Origin of the sequence: Stenotrophomonas sp. NPDC077420, from assembly GCF_044543385.1 — a bacterium.
Classification (GTDB): Bacteria; Pseudomonadota; Gammaproteobacteria; order Xanthomonadales; family Xanthomonadaceae; genus Stenotrophomonas.
On sequence record NZ_JBITVZ010000003.1, the window covers coordinates 56,711 to 77,921 of the forward strand.

At 66.5% G+C, this 21,211-nt stretch carries 17 protein-coding genes and 1 pseudogene; 9 read left to right on the forward strand and 9 right to left on the reverse strand.

Annotated features, from left to right (window positions below):
* Nucleotides 1-212: 212 nt before the first annotated feature.
* The 5 genes from ACIGII_RS03935 to bamE form a co-directional block, all read right to left on the reverse strand.
* Nucleotides 213-1,889, reverse strand: coding sequence for a long-chain fatty acid--CoA ligase (locus ACIGII_RS03935; protein WP_399634170.1), 1,677 nt, complete (start codon nt 1,887-1,889; stop codon nt 213-215).
* Between the two features lie 208 nt (nt 1,890-2,097).
* Nucleotides 2,098-4,851: an aconitate hydratase AcnA gene (acnA, locus tag ACIGII_RS03940; protein WP_399634168.1), complete on the reverse strand. Its 2,754-nt coding sequence runs from the start codon at nt 4,849-4,851 to the stop codon at nt 2,098-2,100.
* A gap of 196 nt (nt 4,852-5,047) precedes the next feature.
* Nucleotides 5,048-5,683 carry a hypothetical protein gene (locus ACIGII_RS03945; protein ID WP_399634167.1) on the reverse strand — a complete coding sequence of 212 codons (636 nt, stop codon included), beginning with the start codon at nt 5,681-5,683 and terminating at the stop codon, nt 5,048-5,050.
* Between the two features lie 102 nt (nt 5,684-5,785).
* Nucleotides 5,786-6,421, reverse strand: a complete 636-nt coding sequence (locus ACIGII_RS03950) for a hypothetical protein (RefSeq protein WP_399634166.1) — start codon at nt 6,419-6,421, stop codon at nt 5,786-5,788.
* A 158-nt stretch (nt 6,422-6,579) separates the two neighbouring features.
* Nucleotides 6,580-6,957: an outer membrane protein assembly factor BamE gene (gene bamE / locus ACIGII_RS03955; RefSeq protein ID WP_399634164.1), complete on the reverse strand. Its 378-nt coding sequence runs from the start codon at nt 6,955-6,957 to the stop codon at nt 6,580-6,582.
* A 223-nt stretch (nt 6,958-7,180) separates the two neighbouring features.
* Here bamE and ACIGII_RS03960 point away from each other — a divergent pair, with 223 nt between their 5' ends.
* The 3 genes from ACIGII_RS03960 to ACIGII_RS03970 all read left to right on the forward strand — a co-directional run bounded on the left by ACIGII_RS03960 (nt 7,181) and on the right by ACIGII_RS03970 (nt 10,313).
* Nucleotides 7,181-7,405, forward strand: a complete 225-nt coding sequence (locus ACIGII_RS03960) for an AbrB/MazE/SpoVT family DNA-binding domain-containing protein (RefSeq protein WP_019182937.1) — start codon at nt 7,181-7,183, stop codon at nt 7,403-7,405.
* Between the two features lie 6 nt (nt 7,406-7,411).
* Entirely contained in the window at nt 7,412-7,810 is a 399-nt protein-coding gene (locus ACIGII_RS03965) for a type II toxin-antitoxin system VapC family toxin (RefSeq protein ID WP_354277100.1), read from the forward strand.
* 61 nt (nt 7,811-7,871) lie between these two features.
* Nucleotides 7,872-10,313, forward strand: coding sequence for a bifunctional aconitate hydratase 2/2-methylisocitrate dehydratase (locus ACIGII_RS03970; protein WP_399657414.1), 2,442 nt, complete (start codon nt 7,872-7,874; stop codon nt 10,311-10,313).
* A 372-nt stretch (nt 10,314-10,685) separates the two neighbouring features.
* Here the strand turns inward: ACIGII_RS03970 and ACIGII_RS03975 are convergent.
* Nucleotides 10,686-11,937, reverse strand: a pseudogene (locus ACIGII_RS03975) (LysR family transcriptional regulator).
* A 100-nt stretch (nt 11,938-12,037) separates the two neighbouring features.
* On the opposite strand from ACIGII_RS03975, the gene ACIGII_RS03980 reads away from it, so the two are divergent.
* The 6 genes from ACIGII_RS03980 to ACIGII_RS04005 all read left to right on the forward strand — a co-directional run bounded on the left by ACIGII_RS03980 (nt 12,038) and on the right by ACIGII_RS04005 (nt 18,404).
* Complete coding sequence (locus tag ACIGII_RS03980; RefSeq protein WP_399634160.1) at nt 12,038-12,709, forward strand: 4-carboxy-4-hydroxy-2-oxoadipate aldolase/oxaloacetate decarboxylase; 672 nt, start codon at nt 12,038-12,040, stop codon at nt 12,707-12,709.
* Nucleotides 12,702-13,757 carry a 4-oxalomesaconate tautomerase gene (locus ACIGII_RS03985; RefSeq protein WP_399634158.1) on the forward strand — a complete coding sequence of 352 codons (1,056 nt, stop codon included), beginning with the start codon at nt 12,702-12,704 and terminating at the stop codon, nt 13,755-13,757. Before ACIGII_RS03980 ends, ACIGII_RS03985 begins: the two co-directional genes overlap by 8 nt.
* 42 nt (nt 13,758-13,799) lie before the next feature.
* Nucleotides 13,800-15,113 carry a C4-dicarboxylate transporter DctA gene (dctA, locus tag ACIGII_RS03990; protein WP_399634156.1) on the forward strand — a complete coding sequence of 438 codons (1,314 nt, stop codon included), beginning with the start codon at nt 13,800-13,802 and terminating at the stop codon, nt 15,111-15,113.
* Nucleotides 15,114-15,191: 78 nt separating this feature from the next.
* Entirely contained in the window at nt 15,192-16,472 is a 1,281-nt protein-coding gene (locus ACIGII_RS03995) for a carbohydrate porin (RefSeq protein WP_399634154.1), read from the forward strand.
* Between the two features lie 22 nt (nt 16,473-16,494).
* Nucleotides 16,495-17,517: an amidohydrolase family protein gene (locus ACIGII_RS04000; RefSeq protein ID WP_399634152.1), complete on the forward strand. Its 1,023-nt coding sequence runs from the start codon at nt 16,495-16,497 to the stop codon at nt 17,515-17,517.
* 11 nt (nt 17,518-17,528) lie between these two features.
* The gene (locus ACIGII_RS04005) at nt 17,529-18,404 is read left to right on the forward strand and encodes an amidohydrolase family protein (protein WP_399634150.1); all 876 of its coding nucleotides are present in this window, start codon (nt 17,529-17,531) and stop codon (nt 18,402-18,404) included.
* Nucleotides 18,405-18,668: 264 nt separating this feature from the next.
* On the opposite strand, the gene ACIGII_RS04010 is transcribed toward ACIGII_RS04005, so the two are convergent.
* The 3 genes from ACIGII_RS04010 to ACIGII_RS04020 are packed head-to-tail and all read right to left on the reverse strand — an operon-like array spanning nt 18,669 to nt 21,189.
* On the reverse strand, nt 18,669-19,736 hold the full coding sequence (locus ACIGII_RS04010) for a chemotaxis response regulator protein-glutamate methylesterase (RefSeq protein ID WP_399634148.1): 1,068 nt from the start codon (nt 19,734-19,736) through the stop codon (nt 18,669-18,671).
* Nucleotides 19,733-20,329 (reverse strand): chemoreceptor glutamine deamidase CheD, encoded by a 597-nt coding sequence (gene cheD, locus ACIGII_RS04015; protein ID WP_068851592.1) that lies wholly within the window; start codon nt 20,327-20,329, stop codon nt 19,733-19,735. The genes ACIGII_RS04010 and cheD overlap by 4 nt, the downstream gene beginning before the upstream one ends.
* Nucleotides 20,326-21,189, reverse strand: a complete 864-nt coding sequence (locus ACIGII_RS04020) for a CheR family methyltransferase (protein WP_399634147.1) — start codon at nt 21,187-21,189, stop codon at nt 20,326-20,328. The genes cheD and ACIGII_RS04020 overlap by 4 nt, the downstream gene beginning before the upstream one ends.
* Nucleotides 21,190-21,211: the final 22 nt, after the last annotated feature.

Below are 21,211 nucleotides of genomic sequence, written 5' to 3' on the forward strand. Positions count from 1 at the left end.
CAGGCGTTGCGGCGCCGCGATGAAAAACCCCCTACGCCTTACGCGGCATGCGCATCGCGGGCACCGAGAGGGCCACGCCCCAGGTTCGCAGCCCGCTGCGACGGCGCAGAATGCGCAGATTCGTCCAACTCCGAGCCGGATCCCCGGAACGCAGAACGCCCGCGAAGGAAACCTCGCGGGCGTTCGGTTGACGAGTGATGCGGGCGGCGTGCTTATGCCGCCGGCGCATCCCGCAGTTCGCGGCGCAGGATCTTGCCGACGTTGGTTTTCGGCAGTTCCTTGCGGAACTCGACGATCTTGGGGTGCTTGTAGCCGGTGAGGTTGGCGCGGGCGTGTTCCTTGACCATCTCGGCGGTCAGGTTCGGGTCCTTCTTGACGATGACCACCTTGACCACTTCGCCGGACTTTTCATCCGGGACGCCCACGGCGGCGACTTCCAGCACACCGGGCATCATCGCAATGACGTCTTCGACCTCGTTCGGGTACACGTTGAAGCCGGACACCAGGATCATGTCCTTCTTGCGGTCGACGATGTAGAAGAAGCCCTGCTCATCCATGCGCGCCATGTCGCCGGTGTGCAGCCAGCCATCGGCGTCGATCGCCTTGGCGGTGTCTTCCGGGCGCTGCCAGTAGCCCTTCATCACCTGCGGCCCCCGGATGCACAGTTCACCGACGTCGCCGGGCGTCAGGGTGACGCCGTTGTCGTCCTTCACGCAGGCGTCGGTGGACGGGATCGGCAGGCCGATCGCGCCGTTGTACTCGGCCAGGTCCAGCGGGTTGATGCAGGCCGCCGGCGAGGTTTCGGTCAGCCCGTATGCTTCGACCAGGGTGACGCCGGTGGTCTTCTTCCAGCGCTCGGCCACGGCACGCTGCACCGCCATGCCGCCGCCCAGGGTGACCTTCAGCGAGGAGAAGTCCACCGCGTCGAAACCGGGGGTATTGAGCAGGCCGTTGAACAGCGTATTGACGCCGGTAATGGCGGTGAAACGGGTGGCTTTGAGCTCCTTGACGAAGCCCTTCATGTCCCGCGGGTTGGTGATCAGGTGGTTGCAGCCACCGAACTTCATGAAGACCAGTCCGTTCGCGGTCAGTGCGAAGATGTGGTACAGCGGCAGGGCGGTGATGATGACTTCCTTGCCCATTTCGATGCCCGACGCGGAGATCCACGCCGACGCCTGCTGCATGTTGGCAACCAGGTTGCGGTTGGTGAGCATTGCCCCCTTGGCCACGCCGGTGGTGCCACCGGTGTACTGCAGGAAGGCCACGTCGTCGTGGTCCAGCTCCACCTTCGGCAGGGTGTGGCCACTGCCCAGCTTCAGCGCCTGGTTGAAGCGGATGGCGCCGCGCAGGGTGTAGTTGGGCACCATTTTCTTGATGTACTTCAGCACGAAGTTCACCACCACGCCCTTCAGGCCGAGCATGTCACCCAGGCCGGTGGTGATGACCTGTTTGATCGGGGTGTCGGCGATGACCTGCTGGACGGTATCGCCGAAGTTGTCCACCACCACCAGCACCGAGGCGCCGGAGTCGACCAGCTGGTGCTTGAGTTCGCGCGCGGTATACAGCGGGTTGACGTTGACCACGGTCAGGCCGGCCCGCAGCACGCCGAAGGTGGCCACCGGGTACTGCAGGCAGTTGGGCATCATCAGGGCGACGCGGTCGCCCTTCTTGAGCTTCAGTTCACCCAGCAGGTAGGCGGCGAACTGTTCGACCAGGGCATCGGTTTCACCATAGGTGAGCACCTTGCCGAAGCTGGAATAGGCGGGACGGTCGCGGTACTTGGCCACCGAGGCGTCGAACACGGCCGAAACCGAAGGAAACTCGTTGACGTCGATGTCGGCGGGTACGCCGCTCGGGTAGCTGTTCAGCCAGGGACGTTCCAGACTCATATTCCCCCTCCAGGAAACGTTGATGGTGTGATGCCGACGGACAGTATCCGCCGTTTTGGTCCCCGGCAGCATACCGGTCCGAATGGAAAACGCGAAGAGGTTGTGAATGCAGCGTGCAGGGCGCGTGCAGAGCCGGCCTCTAGCCGGCCGTGCGCGGCGGCGGGTCCTTGAGGAGCCGGCCAGAGGCCGGCTCCAGGGGGAGGGCAGGTCAGCGGGCCGCCAGCTGGCGCAGCACGTACTGGAGGAGGCCGCCGTGCTTGAAGTACTCCACTTCCTTGGGCGTCAGCAGCATGACGTGGGCCTGGAAGGTCTTGACCGTGCCGTCGGCGCGGGTGGCGCTGAGCGTGGCGGTCTTGCTGGCGCCGTCGGCCAGTCCGGTGATATCGACCACTTCCGAGCCGTCCAGGCCCAGCGACTGGGCGTTCTCGCCGGCCGTGAACTGCAGCGGCAGCACGCCCATGCCGACCAGGTTGGAGCGGTGGATGCGCTCGAAACTTTCGGCGATCACTGCCTTCACGCCGAGCAGGTTGGTGCCCTTGGCCGCCCAGTCGCGGGAGGAGCCGGTGCCGTATTCCTTGCCGGCAAACACCACCAGCGGCACGCCCTCGGCCTTGTACTTCATGGCCGCGTCGTAGATGGCCAGCTTCTGCGGTTCGCCGCCGCCCTGCGGGAAGTACAGGGTGTTGCCGCCTTCCTCGCCACCGAACATCAGGTTCTTGATGCGGATGTTGGCGAAGGTGCCGCGCACCATGACGTCGTCATTGCCGCGGCGGCTGCCGTAGCTGTTGAAGTCGGCCGGCTGTACGCCGCGCTCCTGCAGGAAACGGCCTGCCGGCGAATCCTTCTTGATGTTGCCGGCCGGGGAAATGTGGTCGGTGGTGATCGAATCCCCGAACAGGCCCATCACCCGGGCGCCATGCACGTCGTCGATGTGGCCGACCTGCATGGTCATGCCGTCGAAATACGGCGGGTTCTTGATGTAGGTGGAGCTGCCATCCCATTCGTAGAGATCGCCATCGGGCGACTGGATCTCGTTCCAGCGGCTGTCACCCTTGAATACATCGGCGTAGTTCTGCTTGAACATCTCCGGCCCGATGGTGGCGGCAATCACGTCGCCGATTTCCTTGTTGCTCGGCCAGATGTCGCGCAGGTACACCGGCTGGCCGTCGCTGCCGGTGCCGAGCGGTTCGGTGGTCAGGTCGATGTCGGTGGTGCCGGCGATCGCGTAGGCCACCACCAGCGGCGGGCTGGCCAGGTAATTCATCTTCACTTCGGGGTGCACCCGGCCCTCGAAATTCCGGTTGCCCGACAGCACCGAGGTCACCACCAGGTCGCCGCTGGCAATGGCGGCGCTGATCTCGGTGGGCAGCGGACCCGAATTGCCGATGCAGGTGGTGCAGCCGTAGCCGACCACGTAGAAGCCGACCTTCTCCAGCTCACTCAGCACGCCGGCCTTTTCCAGGTAATCGGTGACCACGCGCGAACCCGGGCCGAGGGAGGTCTTGACCCACGGCTTGCGGTCCAGGCCCCGGGCCGCCGCATTGCGGGCCAGCAGGCCGGCGCCGATCATCACCGCCGGGTTGGAGGTATTGGTGCAGGAGGTGATCGCGGCGATCACCACCGCGCCATCCTTGAGCCGGAAGCGGGTGCCGTCCTGTTCGACATCGGCGTAGCCCTTGGCCAGCTGCTCGTTGCCGACCGCGGCGCCGCCGCCTTCGCTGACAAAGTTGGCCACGTCCTGGTTGCGCTTGTCGCGGTTGGTGGTCAGCCCGCCCAGGTTGTCGCGGTAGTTCTGCTTGACGTCTTCCAGCAGCACGCGGTCCTGCGGACGCTTGGGGCCGGCCAGCGACGGCTTGACCTCGCCCATGTCCAGCTCCAGCGTGGCGCTGTAGCTGGCGTGGGCGGTGTCGGCGTCGTGCCACAGGCCCTGGGCCTTGGCGTAGGCTTCCACCAGCGCGATCTGTTCCTCGCTGCGGCCGGACAGGCGCAGGTAGGTCAGCGACTCGTTGTCGATCGGGAAGATGCCGCAGGTGGCACCGTACTCCGGTGCCATGTTGCCGATGGTGGCGCGGTCGGCCAGGGGCAGGTGCTGCAGGCCTTCGCCGAAGAACTCGACGAACTTGCCCACCACGCCGTGCTTGCGCAGCATCTGGGTGACGGTGAGCACCAGGTCGGTGGCGGTGGCGCCTTCGGGCAGGCGCCCGGTCAGCTTGAAGCCGACGACCTGCGGGATCAGCATGGAGGAGGGCTGACCCAGCATGGCCGCCTCGGCCTCGATGCCGCCCACGCCCCAGCCGAGCACGCCGATGCCATTGATCATGGTGGTGTGGCTGTCGGTGCCGAACACGGTGTCCGGGTAGGCAATGGCCTTGCCGTCCTTGTCCGCGGTCATCACCACACGGGCCAGGTTCTCAAGATTCACCTGGTGGACGATGCCGGTATTGGGCGGCACCACCTTGAAGTTGTCGAAGGCCTTCTGGCCCCAGCGCAGGAACCCGTAGCGTTCCTGGTTGCGCTGGAATTCGATCTTGCCGTTGAGGTCCAGCGCGTCGGGGGTGCCGAACACGTCCACCTGCACCGAATGGTCGATGACCAGTTCGGAGGGAATCTGCGGGTTGATCTGCTCCGGTCGGCCGCCCAGCTTGACCACGGCATCGCGCATCGCGGCCAGGTCGACCACGCAGGGCACGCCGGTGAAGTCCTGCAGCACCACGCGCGCAGGCATGAAGGCGATCTCGATGTCCGGTTCGGCCTTGGGGTCCCAGGTGGCCAGCGCTTCGATGTGCTCGCGGCCCACGGTGGCGCCGCCATCCTCATGCCGGAGCAGGTTCTCCAGCAGGATCTTCATCGAGTAGGGCAGGTGGGAAATGTCGAACTGCTGTCCGAGCTTGGGCAGGCTGAAGTAGTCGTAGGTGGTGCCGCCGACGTCCAGCTGGCTGCGGGTCGAGAACGCGTCGCTCATGCGGGAAAACTCCTCATGCGAATGGCTTGCACTGGCCCGTTTCCAGGCCGGCTTGCGATGGCCGGCGGGCGCTGTACCCGGCCCGGCAGGCCATCAGTATGGCCGATGCCGGGCGGGCCGCAGCGCCGCAGGCCCAGAACGCAAGGTTATACATTCGTATGTAGTTTTCGTGTCACGGCAGATCCGGACGACACCGTCATCCGGGCGCGCTGGCCCCAACGGTGAAGCTTACGGTCTGCTCCAACCCCCATTTGGTCGTGACCCGGACCCGATACTCCCCCGCAACGGCGGCGTCGGTGATGATGAACGCACTGTCGTGCTGGCGGATGCCGTCGTGCGGATCGAGCAGTTCGACCACCGTGCCGAAGCCGCTCGGCAGGGGTATGAGCTCTGCATCGAACAGACGCGGCCTGAGCGTGACCACTTCGGTAGCACCGGCGGGCGGTATCACCGCCGGGCTGCCCAGCACGTCCACGCGCAGGCGGGTGGCGACCGCGGCGTGCGGATCGAGCAGCGGCAACCGGCCCAGGTCGGCCGGTTGCCCATTCTTCAGATAGCGCACTTCGAGCAGGGCCGGCCATGGCCCTCGGTAGCTCAGCAGGAACGCATGATCCACCAGCACCCCCTTGACGGCGGGGTGATGGACCACGCGGATGCCTTCGACCGGACCGGGCCCGCCGTTGAGCAGATAATCGAACTGAGTTCCGTCTGGGAGCGGAAGCACCGTGTGCAGGTAGACCAGCTGGGTGTCATGCAGACGGGGCGGAACGTATACCGCCGGCGGCTCGAAGGCCATGCCGATGTGGTCGTGGTTGGATGCGCTGAGGGTCATGTCTGTTTCTCCGGTAAGGCAAACGTTGACCCCCGTCATCACTCGGCCTTGGGTAGAGCTTTAGACCTGCCTTCGTTAGCGTGCCGCGAAGGCCGCCCGCATTCAATTCGCCGTGCTCTCGTGCAGCGTGAGCGTCACCGTCTGCTCCAATCCCCACTGCGAGGTGACCCGGACCCTGTACGCACCTGGCGCCGCGTTGTGGCTGATGATGAAGGTGTTGTCGTAGTGCTCGATGCCCGGATGCGGATCCAGCAGTTCGATGACGGTCCCGTACCCGAACGGAAGGGGCACGCCGTCCGCGTCGAATACGTAAGGGTTGGTCTGCAGTACCGCGATATGGCCAGGCGGCGGCACCGGGACAGGGTTGCCGGAAACGACCACGCGCATGTGAGTCGGTACCGCGGTAAGCGTGTTCAACAGTGGCAGTCGGGCCAGATCTGCCGGCTGGCCGTCCTTCAGACAGCGGACCTCCATGACCGCTGGCCAGGGGCCCGGGTAATGTTCAAGGAAGCGGTCATCGACATACACCCCTTGAACCCCTGGGAAATGGAACACGCTCAGGCCTTCCACCACCTGTGAAGCGCCGTTGAGCAGGTAATCGAACTCAGCCCCTTCCGGAAGCGGAAGTACGGTATGGAGGTTTGCGATATTGCTGCCATGCAGCCGGGGCGGAACGTAAAGGGCCGGCGGCTCGAAGGCCATGCCGATGTGGTCGTGGTTGGATGCGCTGAGGGTCATGTCCGGTTGCTCCGGTAGTGAAACGTTGACCCCCGTCATCGCTCGACCATGCCCATGCTTGCCCGGAAGGTGTTAGCACGCCGAGAAGGCGTGGCCACCCCTCTTGCGCAGACGGGGCGCCCGCAGGTGCCCCGTCCGGGAGGATTCGCGTAGCGCGGTTACTTGCCGTTGGCGGCGTCGAGCAGGGGATTGCCGGTCTTGCCCACGGCGCCGGACTTGGACTTGGCGGTCAGCAGGCCATTCTTGCCGAACTCGAAAACGGTCGCTTCCTGGACGTTCTTTCCGAAATTCTTGATGTGCACGTAATCGTAGTACCAGATCTGGGTATCGCCCAGCTGTTCACGGCGGCTGGGCGTCCCAAACGCTTCCCGCACCTGGTCCTGGGTGGTTTTGCCGACCTCGGCTGCATCCAGCTGGGCCTGGGTGATTTCGGTCCCGGTTTTGTGGCCGCCGAAGGGATTGGCGGAAGCGCTGTCGGGAGACAGGGCGAGTGGGGCGGCGAGCAGCAGTGCGACAGTTAGAACGGTTGCGCGCATCGTGGGATGTCCTTGTCTGATCGATGGGGTGTTGAGGACCGACCTTATGGCCAGTCCCGACATTCTAGTCACCCAACCGCGGCTGTCAGGCGCGCGCGTCACACTTCCGGGGCTGTCCCGAGGCACGGTGAAACAGCGGCATTCAGCCCGCATACGGTGCGGGCGCTGGCGGTATGGGCGGGAAAGTATGTATAATTCGTGCATACCGAACCGGACCTACCCCATGGAAGCCACCGTCGCAGAGCGAGGCCAGATCACCCTCCCCAAGGCAGTGCGGGACGCGCTCGGGCTGACCAAGGGCACCCAGCTGAAAGTGGAGCTGGAAGGCAGCCGGATCATCCTGCGCAAGAGCGTGGATGACGCCATTTCCCGCGCCCGCGGCAAGTTCGCCCTGGACGGTTTCGACTCGGCCGAGGCCGCCGTCCGCGCGGTGCGCGACGAGGAATAAGCCGTGATGATCGCCGTCGATTCCCCGGTCCTGGTCGAACTGCTGAGCAATGGCCCGCAGGCCGACGCCGTCGAGGCCTGCCTGCGGCAGAGCCTGGTGGGTGGCCGGGTGGTGGTGTGCGGCGCGACGCTGGCCGAGATCTGCGCCTCGCTGCGCGGCGGTGCCGAGGTGCTGGAGGCGCTGGAGGAAATGGGGGTCCATTTCAACGCGCTGGAAGCCAAGTCGGCGCTGCGTGCCGGTGAAATGCACCGCCGCCATCGCCAGCGCGGTGCCAGCGGCCGCAGCCTGGACGAATTCATGGTCGGCGCGCACGCCCTGCTGCAGTGCGACGGCCTGATCACCTGGAACGACAAATTTTACCGCGACTACTTCAAGGGCCTGAAGCTGATCGTGCCGCACGCCTGAGCCCGTAACTCAACCGCCGTATTCAACCGAAGTCTTTTCAAAGAATTTCCCGGGAGTTGTCATGTTGGAAGCCTACCGCCACCACGTAGCCGAGCGCGCCGCGCTTGGCATCCCGCCGCTGCCGCTGAGCGCCCAGCAGACGGCCGACGTCATCGAACTGCTGAAGAACCCGCCTGCGGGCGAGGCCGAGTTCCTGCTCGACCTGCTGACCCACCGCGTGCCGGCCGGTGTCGATGACGCGGCCAAGGTCAAGGCCTCGTACCTGGCTGCGATCGCCTTCGGCAGCGAAACCAACGCGCTGATCTCGCGCGAGCGCGCCACCGAACTGCTGGGCACCATGCTCGGCGGCTACAACGTCGCGCCGCTGGTGCAGCTGCTGGACGACGCCGTGGTCGGCGCGATCGCCGCCACCGCGCTGAAGAACACCCTGCTGGTGTTCGACGCCTTCCACGACGTGCAGGAAAAGGCCAAGGCCGGCAACGCAAACGCCCAGGGCGTGCTGCAGAGCTGGGCCGATGCCGAGTGGTTCACCAGCCGCCCGGAAGTGCCGCAGAGCCTGACCATCACCGTGCTCAAGGTGACCGGCGAAACCAACACCGACGACCTGTCGCCGGCCCCGGATGCGACCACCCGCCCGGACATCCCGCTGCACGCCCTGGCGATGTTGAAGAACAAGCGCGATGGCATCGAGCCGGAAGAAGACGGAAAGCGCGGCCCGGTCAAGTTCATTGAATCGCTGAAGGACAAGGGCCACCTGGTGGCCTACGTGGGTGACGTGGTCGGTACCGGTTCGAGCCGCAAGTCGGCCACCAACTCGGTGCTGTGGTTCACCGGCGAAGACATTCCGTTCATTCCGAACAAGCGCTTCGGTGGCGTGTGCCTGGGTTCGAAGATCGCCCCGATCTTCTACAACACCATGGAAGACGCCGGCGCGCTGCCGATCGAGCTGGACGTGTCGCAGATGAACATGGGCGACGTGGTCGAACTGCGTCCCTATGACGGCAAGGCGCTGAAGGACGGCCAGGTCATCGCCGAGTTCCAGGTGAAGTCCGACGTGCTGTTCGACGAAGTGCGCGCCGGTGGCCGCATTCCGCTGATCATCGGCCGTGGCCTGACCGCCAAGGCGCGCGAAGCGCTGGGCCTGGCCCCGACCGACCTGTTCCGCCTGCCGATGGACCCGCCGGACACCGGCAAGGGCTTCTCGCTGGCACAGAAGATGGTCGGCCGCGCCTGTGGCCTGCCGGAAGGCAAGGGCATGCGCCCGGGCACCTACTGCGAACCGAAGATGACCTCGGTGGGCTCGCAGGACACCACCGGCCCGATGACCCGTGACGAGCTGAAGGACCTGGCCTGCCTGGGCTTCTCGGCCGACCTGGTGATGCAGTCGTTCTGCCACACCGCCGCATACCCGAAGCCGGTGGACGTCAAGACCCACCACACGCTGCCGGAGTTCATCTCCACCCGTGGCGGCATCTCGCTGCGCCCGGGCGACGGCGTGATCCACAGCTGGCTCAACCGCATGCTGCTGCCCGACACCGTCGGCACCGGCGGCGATTCGCACACCCGTTTCCCGGTGGGCATTTCGTTCCCGGCCGGCTCGGGCCTGCTGACCGTGGCCAAGGCCGGCAAGAAGAACATCTTCTCCGGCCGCATCCTGGAAATCGAAGGCCTGCCGGACCTGAAGGTCGAACAGGCGTTCGAACTGTCCGATGCCTCGGCCGAACGTTCGGCTGCCGGCTGCTCGGTGCACCTGAGCAAGGAGCCGATCATCGAATACCTCACCAGCAACATCACGCTGCTGAAGTGGATGATCGCCGAGGGTTACCAGGACGCCCGCTCGCTGGCGCGTCGCATCGAGAAGATGGAAGCCTGGCTGGCCAACCCGGAGCTGCTGGAGCCGGATGCCGATGCCGAGTACGCCGCCGTCATCGAGATCGACCTGGCCGACATCCACGAGCCGATCGTGGCCTGCCCGAACGATCCCGACGACGTCAAGACGCTGTCGGACGTGGCCGGTGCGGCCATCGACGAAGTGTTCATCGGTTCGTGCATGACCAACATCGGTCACTTCCGTGCGGCCGCCAAGCTGCTGGAAGGCAAGCGCGACATCCCGACCAAGCTGTGGGTGGCCCCGCCGACCAAGATGGATGCCTCGGAGCTGACCAAGGAAGGCCACTACGGCACCTTCGGCACCGCCGGCGCGCGCATGGAAATGCCGGGCTGCTCGCTGTGCATGGGCAACCAGGCACAGGTGCGCGAGGGCGCGACGGTGTTCTCGACCTCGACCCGCAACTTCCCGAACCGCCTGGGCCGCAACTCGAACGTGTACCTGGGGTCGGCCGAACTGGCCGCGATCTGCTCGCGCCTGGGTCGCATCCCGACCAAGGAAGAGTACATGGCCGACATCGGCGTGCTGGATGCCAGCAGCAAGGACATCTACCGCTACATGAACTTCGACCAGATCGAGGACTACCAGGACGTGGCCAAGACGGTCGCTGCCTGAGCCTGATCGGCTGATGTGTTGAACGAAAACCCCCGGTGAGAACCGGGGGTTTTTGTTTGCCGGGACGAATCGTCGCCAGCCCAGGCTGATGCTTGGTTGCCCGTTGGTGATGTATCCGTGTCGTATCGCGTTCGCCAGCCATTCGTAGCGCCGACCGTTGGTCGGCGACCGCGCGAAGCGCGGCGCAAGCATCCGAAGCCACGGCAATGCAGCGCGGATGACATCACCGGTGATGGCATGTGTCCGAAGCCGTCGGATCGGTGTTCAGGGCGCCGGAACGGAGAGCCATTTTCGTTTCGGGTCATGCGTCACCGAATTTTGAGCCGTTATCGGCGGTCGTTTGGGAACCGACCCTACCGCAAGCGATCATTGTCAGCGTCCTGGATAACGGAACGGCCACGCGTTGTCGGCATCGTTGCTGCGTTCGGCGCAGACGGCGCGGAAGGTGTCCACGAACGCCTGCTGCAGGCGGGTGGGGTGCCAGTCGGCGCGGGTGGTGAGGCCGATGCGGCGGCGCAGGTCGTCGCCGGCGCTGCCGATTTCGCAGAGCAGGCCCGCGCGGCGTTCGATCACGAACTGGTCGCGTGACATCAGGGTGAGCCAGTCGTCTTCCAGCAGCAGGCCGCGGGTGATCAGCACCGAGCCGCATTCGATGCGCAGCCGAGGCGGTTCATGGCCATGCTGGCGGAACATGCGTTCCCAGCGGGCGCGCACCGGCGCGCCGGTGGCGGCGATCACCCACGGGAACGCCAGCAGCCGGTCGACGTCGAGCGGGTCGCTGCCGGCCAGCGGGTGCCCGCTGCGCGCGACGATCACCGGGTCGTCGTCGAACAGACCTTCCTGCGCGACATCACGTACGGGCAGGGTGTCGCGCATCGCACCGATCAACAGATCCAGGCTGCCGGCGCGAAGATCGCCCAGCAGTTCCGCATACGGCCCTTCGATCACATTGACCGAGGCACCCGGGTGGGCGCGGGCAAAGCGCGCCAGTACCTGTGGCAGCAGGATCGCGCGGGCAAGCGGCATCACCCCGAGCGTGACCTTGCCGCCCTGTTCGGAGCGCAGCAGGGCCACTTCGTCCAGGCCCGCTGCCAGTTCGGACAGCGCCAACCGCACCAGCCGCAGCATGCGGGTGGCGGCCGGGGTGGTCTGCACGGTCTTGCCGTGGCGTTCGGTCAGCGGCGTTTCGATGGCGGTACCCAGCTCATGCACGGCGCGGTAGATGGCGGGCTGTGAAATGCCGGCGCGCGCTGCGGCCAAGGTGAAGCTGCCGGCGTCGTCCACCGCCACGAGTGCGCGCAGCTGGCCGAGCGTGACGCGTCGCTCAACGGCTGGCAAGGCAGGCAGGCGCTGTGCACGCCGCGCCACCCGCACGCCATCGGCGATGTAACCCAATGCGCGCTCGATGCGGGGTACCAGCAGCGCTGCGGCTTCGGTGGGCGCCATCCCACCCGGTTGGCGATCGAACAGGGAGGCATCCAGCTGTTTCTCCAGACGGGCAATGGCCTGGGTCAACGCGGGCTGGGAAAGATTCACGTGCGGCGCAGGCGCTGATGCCGCCGTGGTGGTGCACCGCGGCCAGCGCATGCAGGTGCTTCAGGTTCAGCTCGACGGTCCGGTCCATGGATCAACTATAACCAAACCCAATGGCTGTTGCGGAAATCGATCTTGAGGGGTTGGCGCTGGCCGATAACACTGCATCATCGTCATTGAAGGATGGATGGATGTCCCGCGTCGTCACCCGTGTCGAACGCGCCGCTGCTGGCGCGATCCAGGTCCTGGCCCAGGCCGGTGTTGCCACAGCGCATGAGGCGCAGGGCCGCAGCGGGCTGGTGCACCCGCGGCTGCGCCCGATCTACAGCGGCGCCCGCATTGCCGGCAGCGCCATCACCGTGTCGGTGCCCCCCGGCGACAACTGGATGATGCATGTGGCCATCGAGCAGCTGCGCGAGGGCGATGTGCTGGTGGTGGCGCCGACCAGTGATTGCACCGATGGCTACTTCGGCGACCTGCTGGCCACCTCGGCGCAGGTGCGCGGTTGCCGCGGCCTGGTCATTGATGCCGGTGTGCGTGACGTCCGCGACCTGACCGCGATGGGCTTCCCGGTCTGGAGCCGGGCCATCCACGCGCAGGGTACGGTCAAGGAGACGCTCGGCTCGGTCAACGTGCCGGTGGTGTGCGGCGGCGCGCTGGTCCACCCCGGCGACGTGGTGATCGCCGACGATGACGGCGTTTGTATCGTGCCGCGCGCAGATGCGGTGCGCGTGGCGGCTGAATCGCAGGCGCGCGAGGCGCGCGAGGCGGAGAAGCGCGAACGCCTGGCCAAGGGCGAGCTGGGCCTGGACATCTACGCCATGCGCGAGCGCCTGGCGGCCAAGGGCCTGCGCTATGAGTAAGGGCGTACCGGCCATGTGGATGCGCGGTGGCACCTCCAAGGGCGGCTACTTCCTGGCCACCGACCTGCCGGCCGATGCGGCGGCGCGCGACGCGTTCCTGCTGCGCGCATACGGCTCGCCGGACCCACGCCAGATCGATGGCATGGGCGGCGCCGATCCGCTGACCTCCAAGGTCGCGGTGGTTTCGCCCTCGCGCCACCCGGGCGCGGACGTGGATTACCTGTTCCTGCAGGTGTTCGTCGACCAGGCCGTGGTGAGCGACGCACAGAACTGCGGCAACCTGCTCGCCGGGGTCGGGCCGTTCGCGCTTGAACGCGGCCTGGTGCAGCCTGCTGGCGAGAACACCGACGTGCGCATCTTCATGGTGAACACCGGCAAGGTAGCCATCGCCAGCGTACAGACCCCCGGCGGCCAGGTGCGCTACGACGGTTCGGCGCGGATCGTCGGTGTGCCGGGCACGGCGGCGCCAATTCCGCTGGCCTTCGCCGACATCGCCGGTTCCAGCTGCGGCGCGTTGTTGCCGACCGGCAACGCGGTGGATGTGATCGACGGGGTGGAGCTCACCCTGATCGACAACGGCATGCCGTGCGTGGTGCTGCGCGCCAGCGACGTGGGCGTGAGCGGGTACGAAGACCGCGCCACGCTGGATGCCGACGACACGCTGAAGGCGCGGCTGGAGGTGATCCGCCTGCAGGCCGGGCCGTTGATGAACCTCGGCGATGTCAGCGCGCAGTCGGTACCCAAGATGATGCTGGTGGCTGCCCCGCGCGACGGTGGCGCGATCTGCGTGCGTTCGTTCATTCCGCACCGCTGCCACGCCTCCATCGGGGTGCTGGGCGCGGTCACCGTGGCCACGGCCTGCCTGCTGCCCGGCTCACCCGCGGGCGCTCTGGCGGTGGTGCCAGACGGCGAGCGCCTGCAACTGGACATCGAACACCCCAGCGGCAGCACCGGCTGCGTACTGGAACGTGGTGCAGACGGGCAGGTGGCCGCGGCGGCCATCCTGCGGACCGCCCGAAAGCTGTTCGACGGCGTGCTGTTCGACTGAATACGCGCGACGTCTCTATTCTTGTGACCTGGGAGGGTTGTCATGGCTGTTGTTGAGAAGCGGCAGGGCCGCTTCGGCGTTTTTGGTCAATTGTGGTTCCAGGTGCTGGCCGGCACCATCATCGGCGTCGTATTGGGCTGGCTGCAGCCGGACTGGGGGTCGGCGATGAAGCCGTTCGGCGATGCCTTCATCAAGCTGATCCGCATGATGATCGGCCCGATCATCTTCGTGACGGTGGTGCACGGCATCGCCGGCATGCGCGACATGCGCAGCGTGGGGCGGCTGGCGTTGAAATCGCTGATCTACTTCGAGGTGATCACCATCCTGGCGCTGATCGTCGGCCTGGTCGCGGTGGATCTCTGGCAGCCCGGCGCCGGCATGAACATCGATCCGGCCACCATCGACATGGCCAGCATCCAGGGCTATGTACACAGCGCGCACGACCAGTCGATCGTGTCCTACATCATGGCGATCATCCCGAATACGCTGGTGAGCGCGTTCACGGAAGCGCACGTACTGCAGGTACTGTTCGTGGCGGTGCTGTTCGGCGTGGCGCTCGCCTCCGTCGGTGAGCGCGGCGCGCCGGTGATGAAGGTGATCGAAGGCACGTCGTCGGTGCTGTTCAAGATCATCGGCTACGTCATGTATTTCGCGCCGATCGGTGCGTTCGGTGCCATCGCCTTCACCGTCGGCCAGTTCGGCGCGGGTTCGCTGCTGTCGCTGGGCGAGCTGATCATCGAGTTCTTCGTGGTCTGCGCGGCGTTCACGGTGTTCGTGCTCGGCGCGGTGTGCTGGTGGACCGGTGCCAGCCTGTGGCGGCTGCTGGCGTACCTGCGCGATGAAATCGTGATCGTGGCGGCCACCACCTCTACCGAAACGGTGCTGCCGCGCCTGATCGAGAAGATGAAGAAGCTGGGTTGCGAAGAGGGCGTGGTGGGTTTCGTGATTCCGGCCGGCTACTCGTTCAACCTCGATGGCACCTGTCTGTACCTGACCACGGTGGCGCTGTTCCTGGCCCAGGCGACCAACACCGAGCTGACCGTGTGGCACCAGCTGGGGCTGATCGCGGTACTGCTGCTCACCTCCAAGGGTGCGGCGGGCGTGGCCGGGGCGGCGTTCGTCGTGCTGGCAGCGACGCTGGGCACCACCGGCACGATTCCGGTGGCCAGCATCGCGCTGATCCTGGGCATCCACCGCATCCTGGCCGAAGGCCTGACCTTCGTGAACCTGGTCGGCAACGCGATCGCGGTGCTGGTGATCGCCAAGTGGGAAGGCAAGCTGGACGAGAAGGTGATGGCCGAACAGATCGGCACCCGCCGCGCCCGCCTGCGCCATCTCGGCGTCCGCGAAGCCTGACCGACGCGCCGCGGGCCGCCCGCGGCGCCATCCGTTTGCACTGAACCCGCTACCCACGGCAGCGGGAAGGGAGAATCCATGTCCATCCTCCGTCACACCCCGCTGGCGCTGCTGCTGAGCGCTGCGCTGGCCGCACCGGCCGCCGCCGAGGGCACCCTGCCCAACGGCGTCGACCTGACCCTCGATGTCGTTGGTAACGTCGCCTCCAACCCCGTAGGCGGGGTCGAGCAGGGCACCGAAGGTTCGTACTGGATCATGGCCCAGTCGAAGTTCGACCTGGACGCGCTGTTCGGGGTGCACAACACCGACGTGGACGCGCAATGGGCCTGGTTCGCCGGGCGAAACCTCGCGCGCGAGAAGATCGGCAATTCGATCAGCGCGCAGCAGACCTGGCGGCCGGTGGCCGGGGGCCGCCTGACCCGGCTGACCGTGCGCCACCGTTTCGACAACGGGTTGAGCATCACGGCCGGCCGCGCGCCGGTGAACAGCTACTTCAACAACTCCGCGCTCAACTGTGTGTTCATGAGCAACGCCATGTGCCTCACCCCGTATGGCGCGATCACCGACCTGGGCATCACCGCGTTCCCGAACTCGTCCTGGGCCGGCATCCTGCGCTACGACGTGAATGATCGCTGGTATGTGCAGGGCGGCGCGTTCGATTACAACAATGAGCTGAACAAGGCCGGCAAGAACGGCCTGGACTTCTCGGTGGGCGAAGGCACCGGCACCATCACGGCCTATGAGGCCGGCTACCAGACCAGCTTCGCCAACGACCGGCTGCCGCGCACCTACCGAGTGGGCATGTACCGCAACACCGATGGCGGCAAGAGCTCCTATTTCGATGCCAACGGCAACTCCGCCGCGCTGACCGGCAAGCCGACGGCGATGCAGGAGGGCGCCCGCGCGGGCTGGTACGCGATGGCCGATCAGACCGTATGGCGCGGGGAGGGCAAGCGCAACCTGGCGCTGTTCGCCCGCGCCTACGTCAACACCGGCAATGAAGCGCCGGTGGACCAGTTCGCCGCGGTCGGCTTCGTCAAGACCGGCACCTTCGCCGGACGCGACCAGGACACCCTGGCGATGTTCGTGTCCAACACCCACTTCAGCGATGAGCAGATCGCGTTCCTGCGCGACCGCCGTGCGCGCAACGGCGGCACTGGTGCGCCGAATGCCGACGAGATCATCGCCGAGCTCAGCTATGGCTGGGCGGTGCACAAGGGCATCCGGCTGATGCCCAACCTGCAGTATGTGATCAACCCGGACCCGATCTACGCGCCGACCCGCACCACCGACATTCCCGACGCGCTGATCGTCGGGCTGCGCGTGGACGTCCACTTCGCCCAGCTGTTCGGCTGGTGATTCCTCCCCCACGAGGCCTCTGATGATCATCGATTGCCACGGTCACTACACGACCGCCCCCGCCAGCCACGATGCGTTCCGCAAGGCGCAGGTGGCCCACTTCAACGACCCCACGCTGCCGGCGCCGGTGTACCCGGTGATCAGCGACGACGAACTGCGCGAGAGCGTGGAAGGCAACCAGCTGCGCCTGCTGCGCGAGCGAGGCGCGGACATGACGATCTTCTCGCCGCGTGCCAGCACCATGGCCCACCACATCGGCGACGAGGCGGTGAGCGCGGAATGGACCCGGCGCTGCAACGACCTGATCGCGCGGGTGGTGGCGCTGTACCCGGAGACCTTCATCGGCGTGTGCCAGCTGCCGCAGTCGCCCGGCGTGCCCATCGCCAACTCGATCGCCGAGCTGGAGCGCTGCGTCAACGAGCTGGGCTTTGTCGGCTGCAACCTCAATCCGGACCCTTCCGGGGGCCACTGGAACGGGCTGCCACTGACCGACCGGGCCTGGTACCCGTTCTTCGAAAAGATGGTGGAGCTGGACGTGCCGGCCATGGTGCATGTGTCGGGCAGCTGCAATGCCAATTTCCACGCCACCGGCGCGCACTACCTCAATGCCGACACCACCGCGTTCATGCAGTTCCTGCAGGGCGACCTGTTCCGTGACTTCCCGGCGCTGCGTTTCATCATTCCGCACGGCGGCGGCGCGGTGCCCTACCACTGGGGTCGCTTCCGCGGCCTGGCCGACATGCTGGGCAAGCCGCCGCTGAACGAGCACGTGATGAAGAATGTGTTCTTCGACACCTGCGTTTACCATCAGCCCGGTATAGACCTGCTGTTCAAGGTGATCGACATCGACAACATCCTGTTCGGCTCGGAAATGGTCGGCGCGGTGCGCGGCATCGATCCGGAAACCGGGCAGTACTTCGACGACACCCTGCGCTATGTGGAAGCGCTGGGGCTGTCGGCAGCGGACCGCAGCAAGGTGCTGTCGGGCAACGCGCGTCGGGTGTACCCGCGGCTGGACGCGCAGCTGAAGGCGAGGGGGCTGTAATGGCGGATTTCGTGAAAGATGCCGATTGGCTGGATTTCTGCCCCGACCCGGGCCGGCCGGTGTTCGTGCCGCCGCCGGGCGCGGTGGATGCGCATTGCCACGTGTTCGGCCCGGGGGACCAGTTCCCGTATGCGCCCGAGCGCAAGTACACCCCGTGCGATGCGGGCAAGGCGCAGCTGTTCGCGCTGCGCGATCATCTTGGGTTCGAGCGCAACGTGATCGTGCAGGCGACCTGCCACGGTGCCGACAACAGGGCGCTGGTGGATGCGCTGCGCAGCGCCGACGGCCGCGCGCGCGGCGTGGCCACGGTGCGCGATACGGTCACCGATGAGGAACTGCGCGAGCTGCATGCGGCGGGTGTGCGCGGGGTGCGCTTCAACTTCGTGAAGCGGCTGGTGGATCCGAAGCCGGATGCGTACTACCACGCCATCATTGAACGGATCGCGCCGCTCGGTTGGCATGTTGTCGTGTACTTCGAGGCAGCCGACCTGGCCGAGCGCTGGAATTTCTTCACCTCGCTGCCGACCACCGTGGTAGTGGACCACATGGGCCGGCCGGACGTGACCCAGCCGGTGGACGGGCCGGAGTTCCAGCGTTTCGTGCGGTTGATGCGGGAGCACCCGAATGTGTGGACGAAGGTGAGTTGTCCGGAACGGCTGTCGCAGTCCGGGCCCCCGGACTACGACGATGTGGTGCCGTTTGCGCGATACCTGGTGGAGCAGTTCCCGGACCGGGTGCTGTGGGGCACGGACTGGCCGCACCCGAACCTGAAATCGCATATGCCCGATGACGGCAAGCTGGTGGATTTCATCCCACGGATCGCGGTTACCGCCGACCAGCGTCAGATGCTGCTGGTGGACAACCCGATGCGGTTGTATTGGGCGTGACGGTTGAAAAGCGTCACGACCAACGGTCGTGACCTACCAGGCCAAGCCCGGTAGCGCACGACCAAGCCAAGCCCGGTAGCGCACGACCGTTGGTCGTGCAGCCAGCCCAGCCCGGTAGCGCACGACCGTTGGTCGTGCAGCCATCCCACCCCGGTAGCGCACGACCGTTGGTCGTGCGGCCAGGCCAAGCGCGGTAGCGCACGACCAAGCCAAGCCCGGTAGCGCACGACCGTTGGTCGTGCGGCGACGCGCAGCGTCGGGGTGTCATCCCCGCGCCAACGCCATCAGGCGTTCGGCGACCCGCTCCAGCGGAACCTGCTCTTCGGCAGCGCCCAGCTTGAACGCGGCGCCCGGCATGCCCCACACCACGCTGGTGGCTTCGTCCTGCACCAGGGTGGGCGCGCCCACGTTCTTCAGCTCCAGCAGGCCACGTGCGCCGTCGTCGCCCATGCCGGTGAGGATGGCACCGATGGCATTGGCCCCCGCGCTTTCCGCCACCGAGCGGAACAGCACGTCCACCGCCGGCTTGTGCCGGTTCACCGCCGGGCCGTCATCCACCCGGCAGCGCCAGCGCGCACCGTCACGGATCACCCGCAGGTGCTTGCCGCCCGGCGGCAGGTAGGCGTGGCCGGGCAGCACGGCTTCGCCGTCGCTGGCCTCGCGCACCGACATCGCCGAATGGCGGTCCAGCCGCTCGGCGAAGGCGGTACTGAAGGTGGCCGGCAGGTGCTGGGTCAGGACCACCGCCGGCGCATCGGCGGGCATCCCCTCCAGCACCACGCGCAGCGCCTCGGTGCCGCCCGCCGACGCACCGATGGCGATCAGGCGGTCGGTGGTGCGGAACTGGATGGAACGGGCAGGCGAGGGCGATACCGCGTCCAGGGTGATGCGCGGGGCGATCGGGCGGGCGAGGGTGCGTACGCGCGAGCGCGCGGCCATCTTCACCTTGCCGATGATCTCCTCGGCGTAACCCTGCAGGCCGCGGGCCACATCCAGCTTGGGCTTGGAAATGAAATCCACCGCACCCAGGGCCAGCGCCTGCAGCGTGGTGTCGGCACCGCGCTCGGTCAGCGAGGAGATCATCACCACCGGCAGCGGGTGCAGGCGCATCAGGTTTTCCAGGAAGGCCAGCCCGTCCATGCGCGGCATTTCCACGTCCAGCGTGATCACGTCCGGGGCCAGGCGCTTGATTTTCTCGCGCGCCAGCAGCGGATCGGCAGCGGTGCCGACCACTTCGATGGCCGGATCGCTGGCGAGGATCTCGCTGAGCATCTGCCGCACCACCGCCGAATCGTCGACGATCAAAACCCTGCAGGGCGAACCGGTAATCATTCGAACAACTCCACGCCACCGGTGACCGGGGCCTTGGACAGGCGGGCGCGCACGGCCGATTCGGTCGCGGCCACTTCGGCCTCGTGCGCGTGCGGCAGGCGCTGCACCACCACGCGGCCGGTGTCGGCGAAGAACCACACCTTGCGCGGGTGGATGCCGCACAGGTCCTCGGCCAGCACCGGGATATGTTCGGCCTGCAGGTACTGACGCACGAACTCGGCGTTGCGGGTACCGACGGGGTTGCTGGTGAAGCCCTTGAGCACGTTGGCGCCGCCGAACACCTTGGCTTCCAGGCGCTTGCGGTGCGCGCCGCGCTTGAGCAGGTCGTTGATCAGCAGTTCCATGGCATAGCTGCCATAGCGCGCCGGGGCGCCATCGCCGACATTGCCTTCGGGCAGCAGGAAATGGTTCATGCCGCCGATCTTCAGCACCGGGTCGCGCAGGCACGCGGCCACGCAGGAGCCGAGGGTGGTGGTCAACGCGGTCTCGTCATCGACGACCAGGTACTGGGTCGGCAGCAGCTTGGCGGCGGTGACCTTGAAGCGGCTGTCGAAGTAGCGCATCACATCGTCGGGGCGGGCGGCCAGGTTCATGCCGGGGCTCCGGGCGCGCGCTTGTACAGGGTGCGGCCGCATGGCTGGATCAGGTCGGCGGCGTGCAGGTAGTTCTCCGAATGGCCGGTGTACAGCAGGCCATCGTCGCCCATGTGCTGGATCAGCCGCGACAGGATGCCGCGCTGGGTGGGCTTGTCGAAGTAGATCATCACGTTGCGGCAGAACAGCGCATCGAACGGGCCGCCGACGTCGTAGCGTGGGGCAAGCAGGTTGAGCGGGCGGAAGTCGATCAGATCGCGCAGGGCCGGATGGACCCGGCACTGCCCTTCATTCGGACCGCTGCCCCGCTGGAAGTAACGTTTCTTGATTGCCACGTCCAGGCCCGACACACGGTCGATGGCGTAGACCCCGCGGCTGGCCGTGGCCAGCACCTGGGTGTCGACGTCGGTGGCCAGGATGCGCACCGGCGGCTTCAGCGTGCCGAACGCCTCGCAGGCGGTGATCGCCATGGAGTACGGCTCTTCGCCGGTGGAGGCGGCGCAGGACCACAGCTGCAGGGTGCCGTTTCCGGCCCGCGCGCGCAGTTCGGCGTCGAGCTTCTCGAAGTGGTGCGGCTCGCGGAAGAATGCGGTGAGGTTGGTGGTCAGCGCGTTGGTGAACGCCTGCCACTCATCACCGCCCTGGTTCTCCAGCTGGTCCAGGTAGTCCTGGAAGCTGCGCAGGCCGAGCGCGCGGAGGCGACGGGACAGCCGGCCGTACACCATGTCACGCTTGGCCGGCGCCAGCGAGATGCCGACGCGCTGGTAGATCAGGTCACAGATGCGGCGGAAGTCGCGGTCGGCGAACTCGAATTCGCGACCGTTCGCAGGGCTGGCGGCAGGAGGGGATGGCGGGGTCACGGGCGGCGTCCATCAAGGGGTT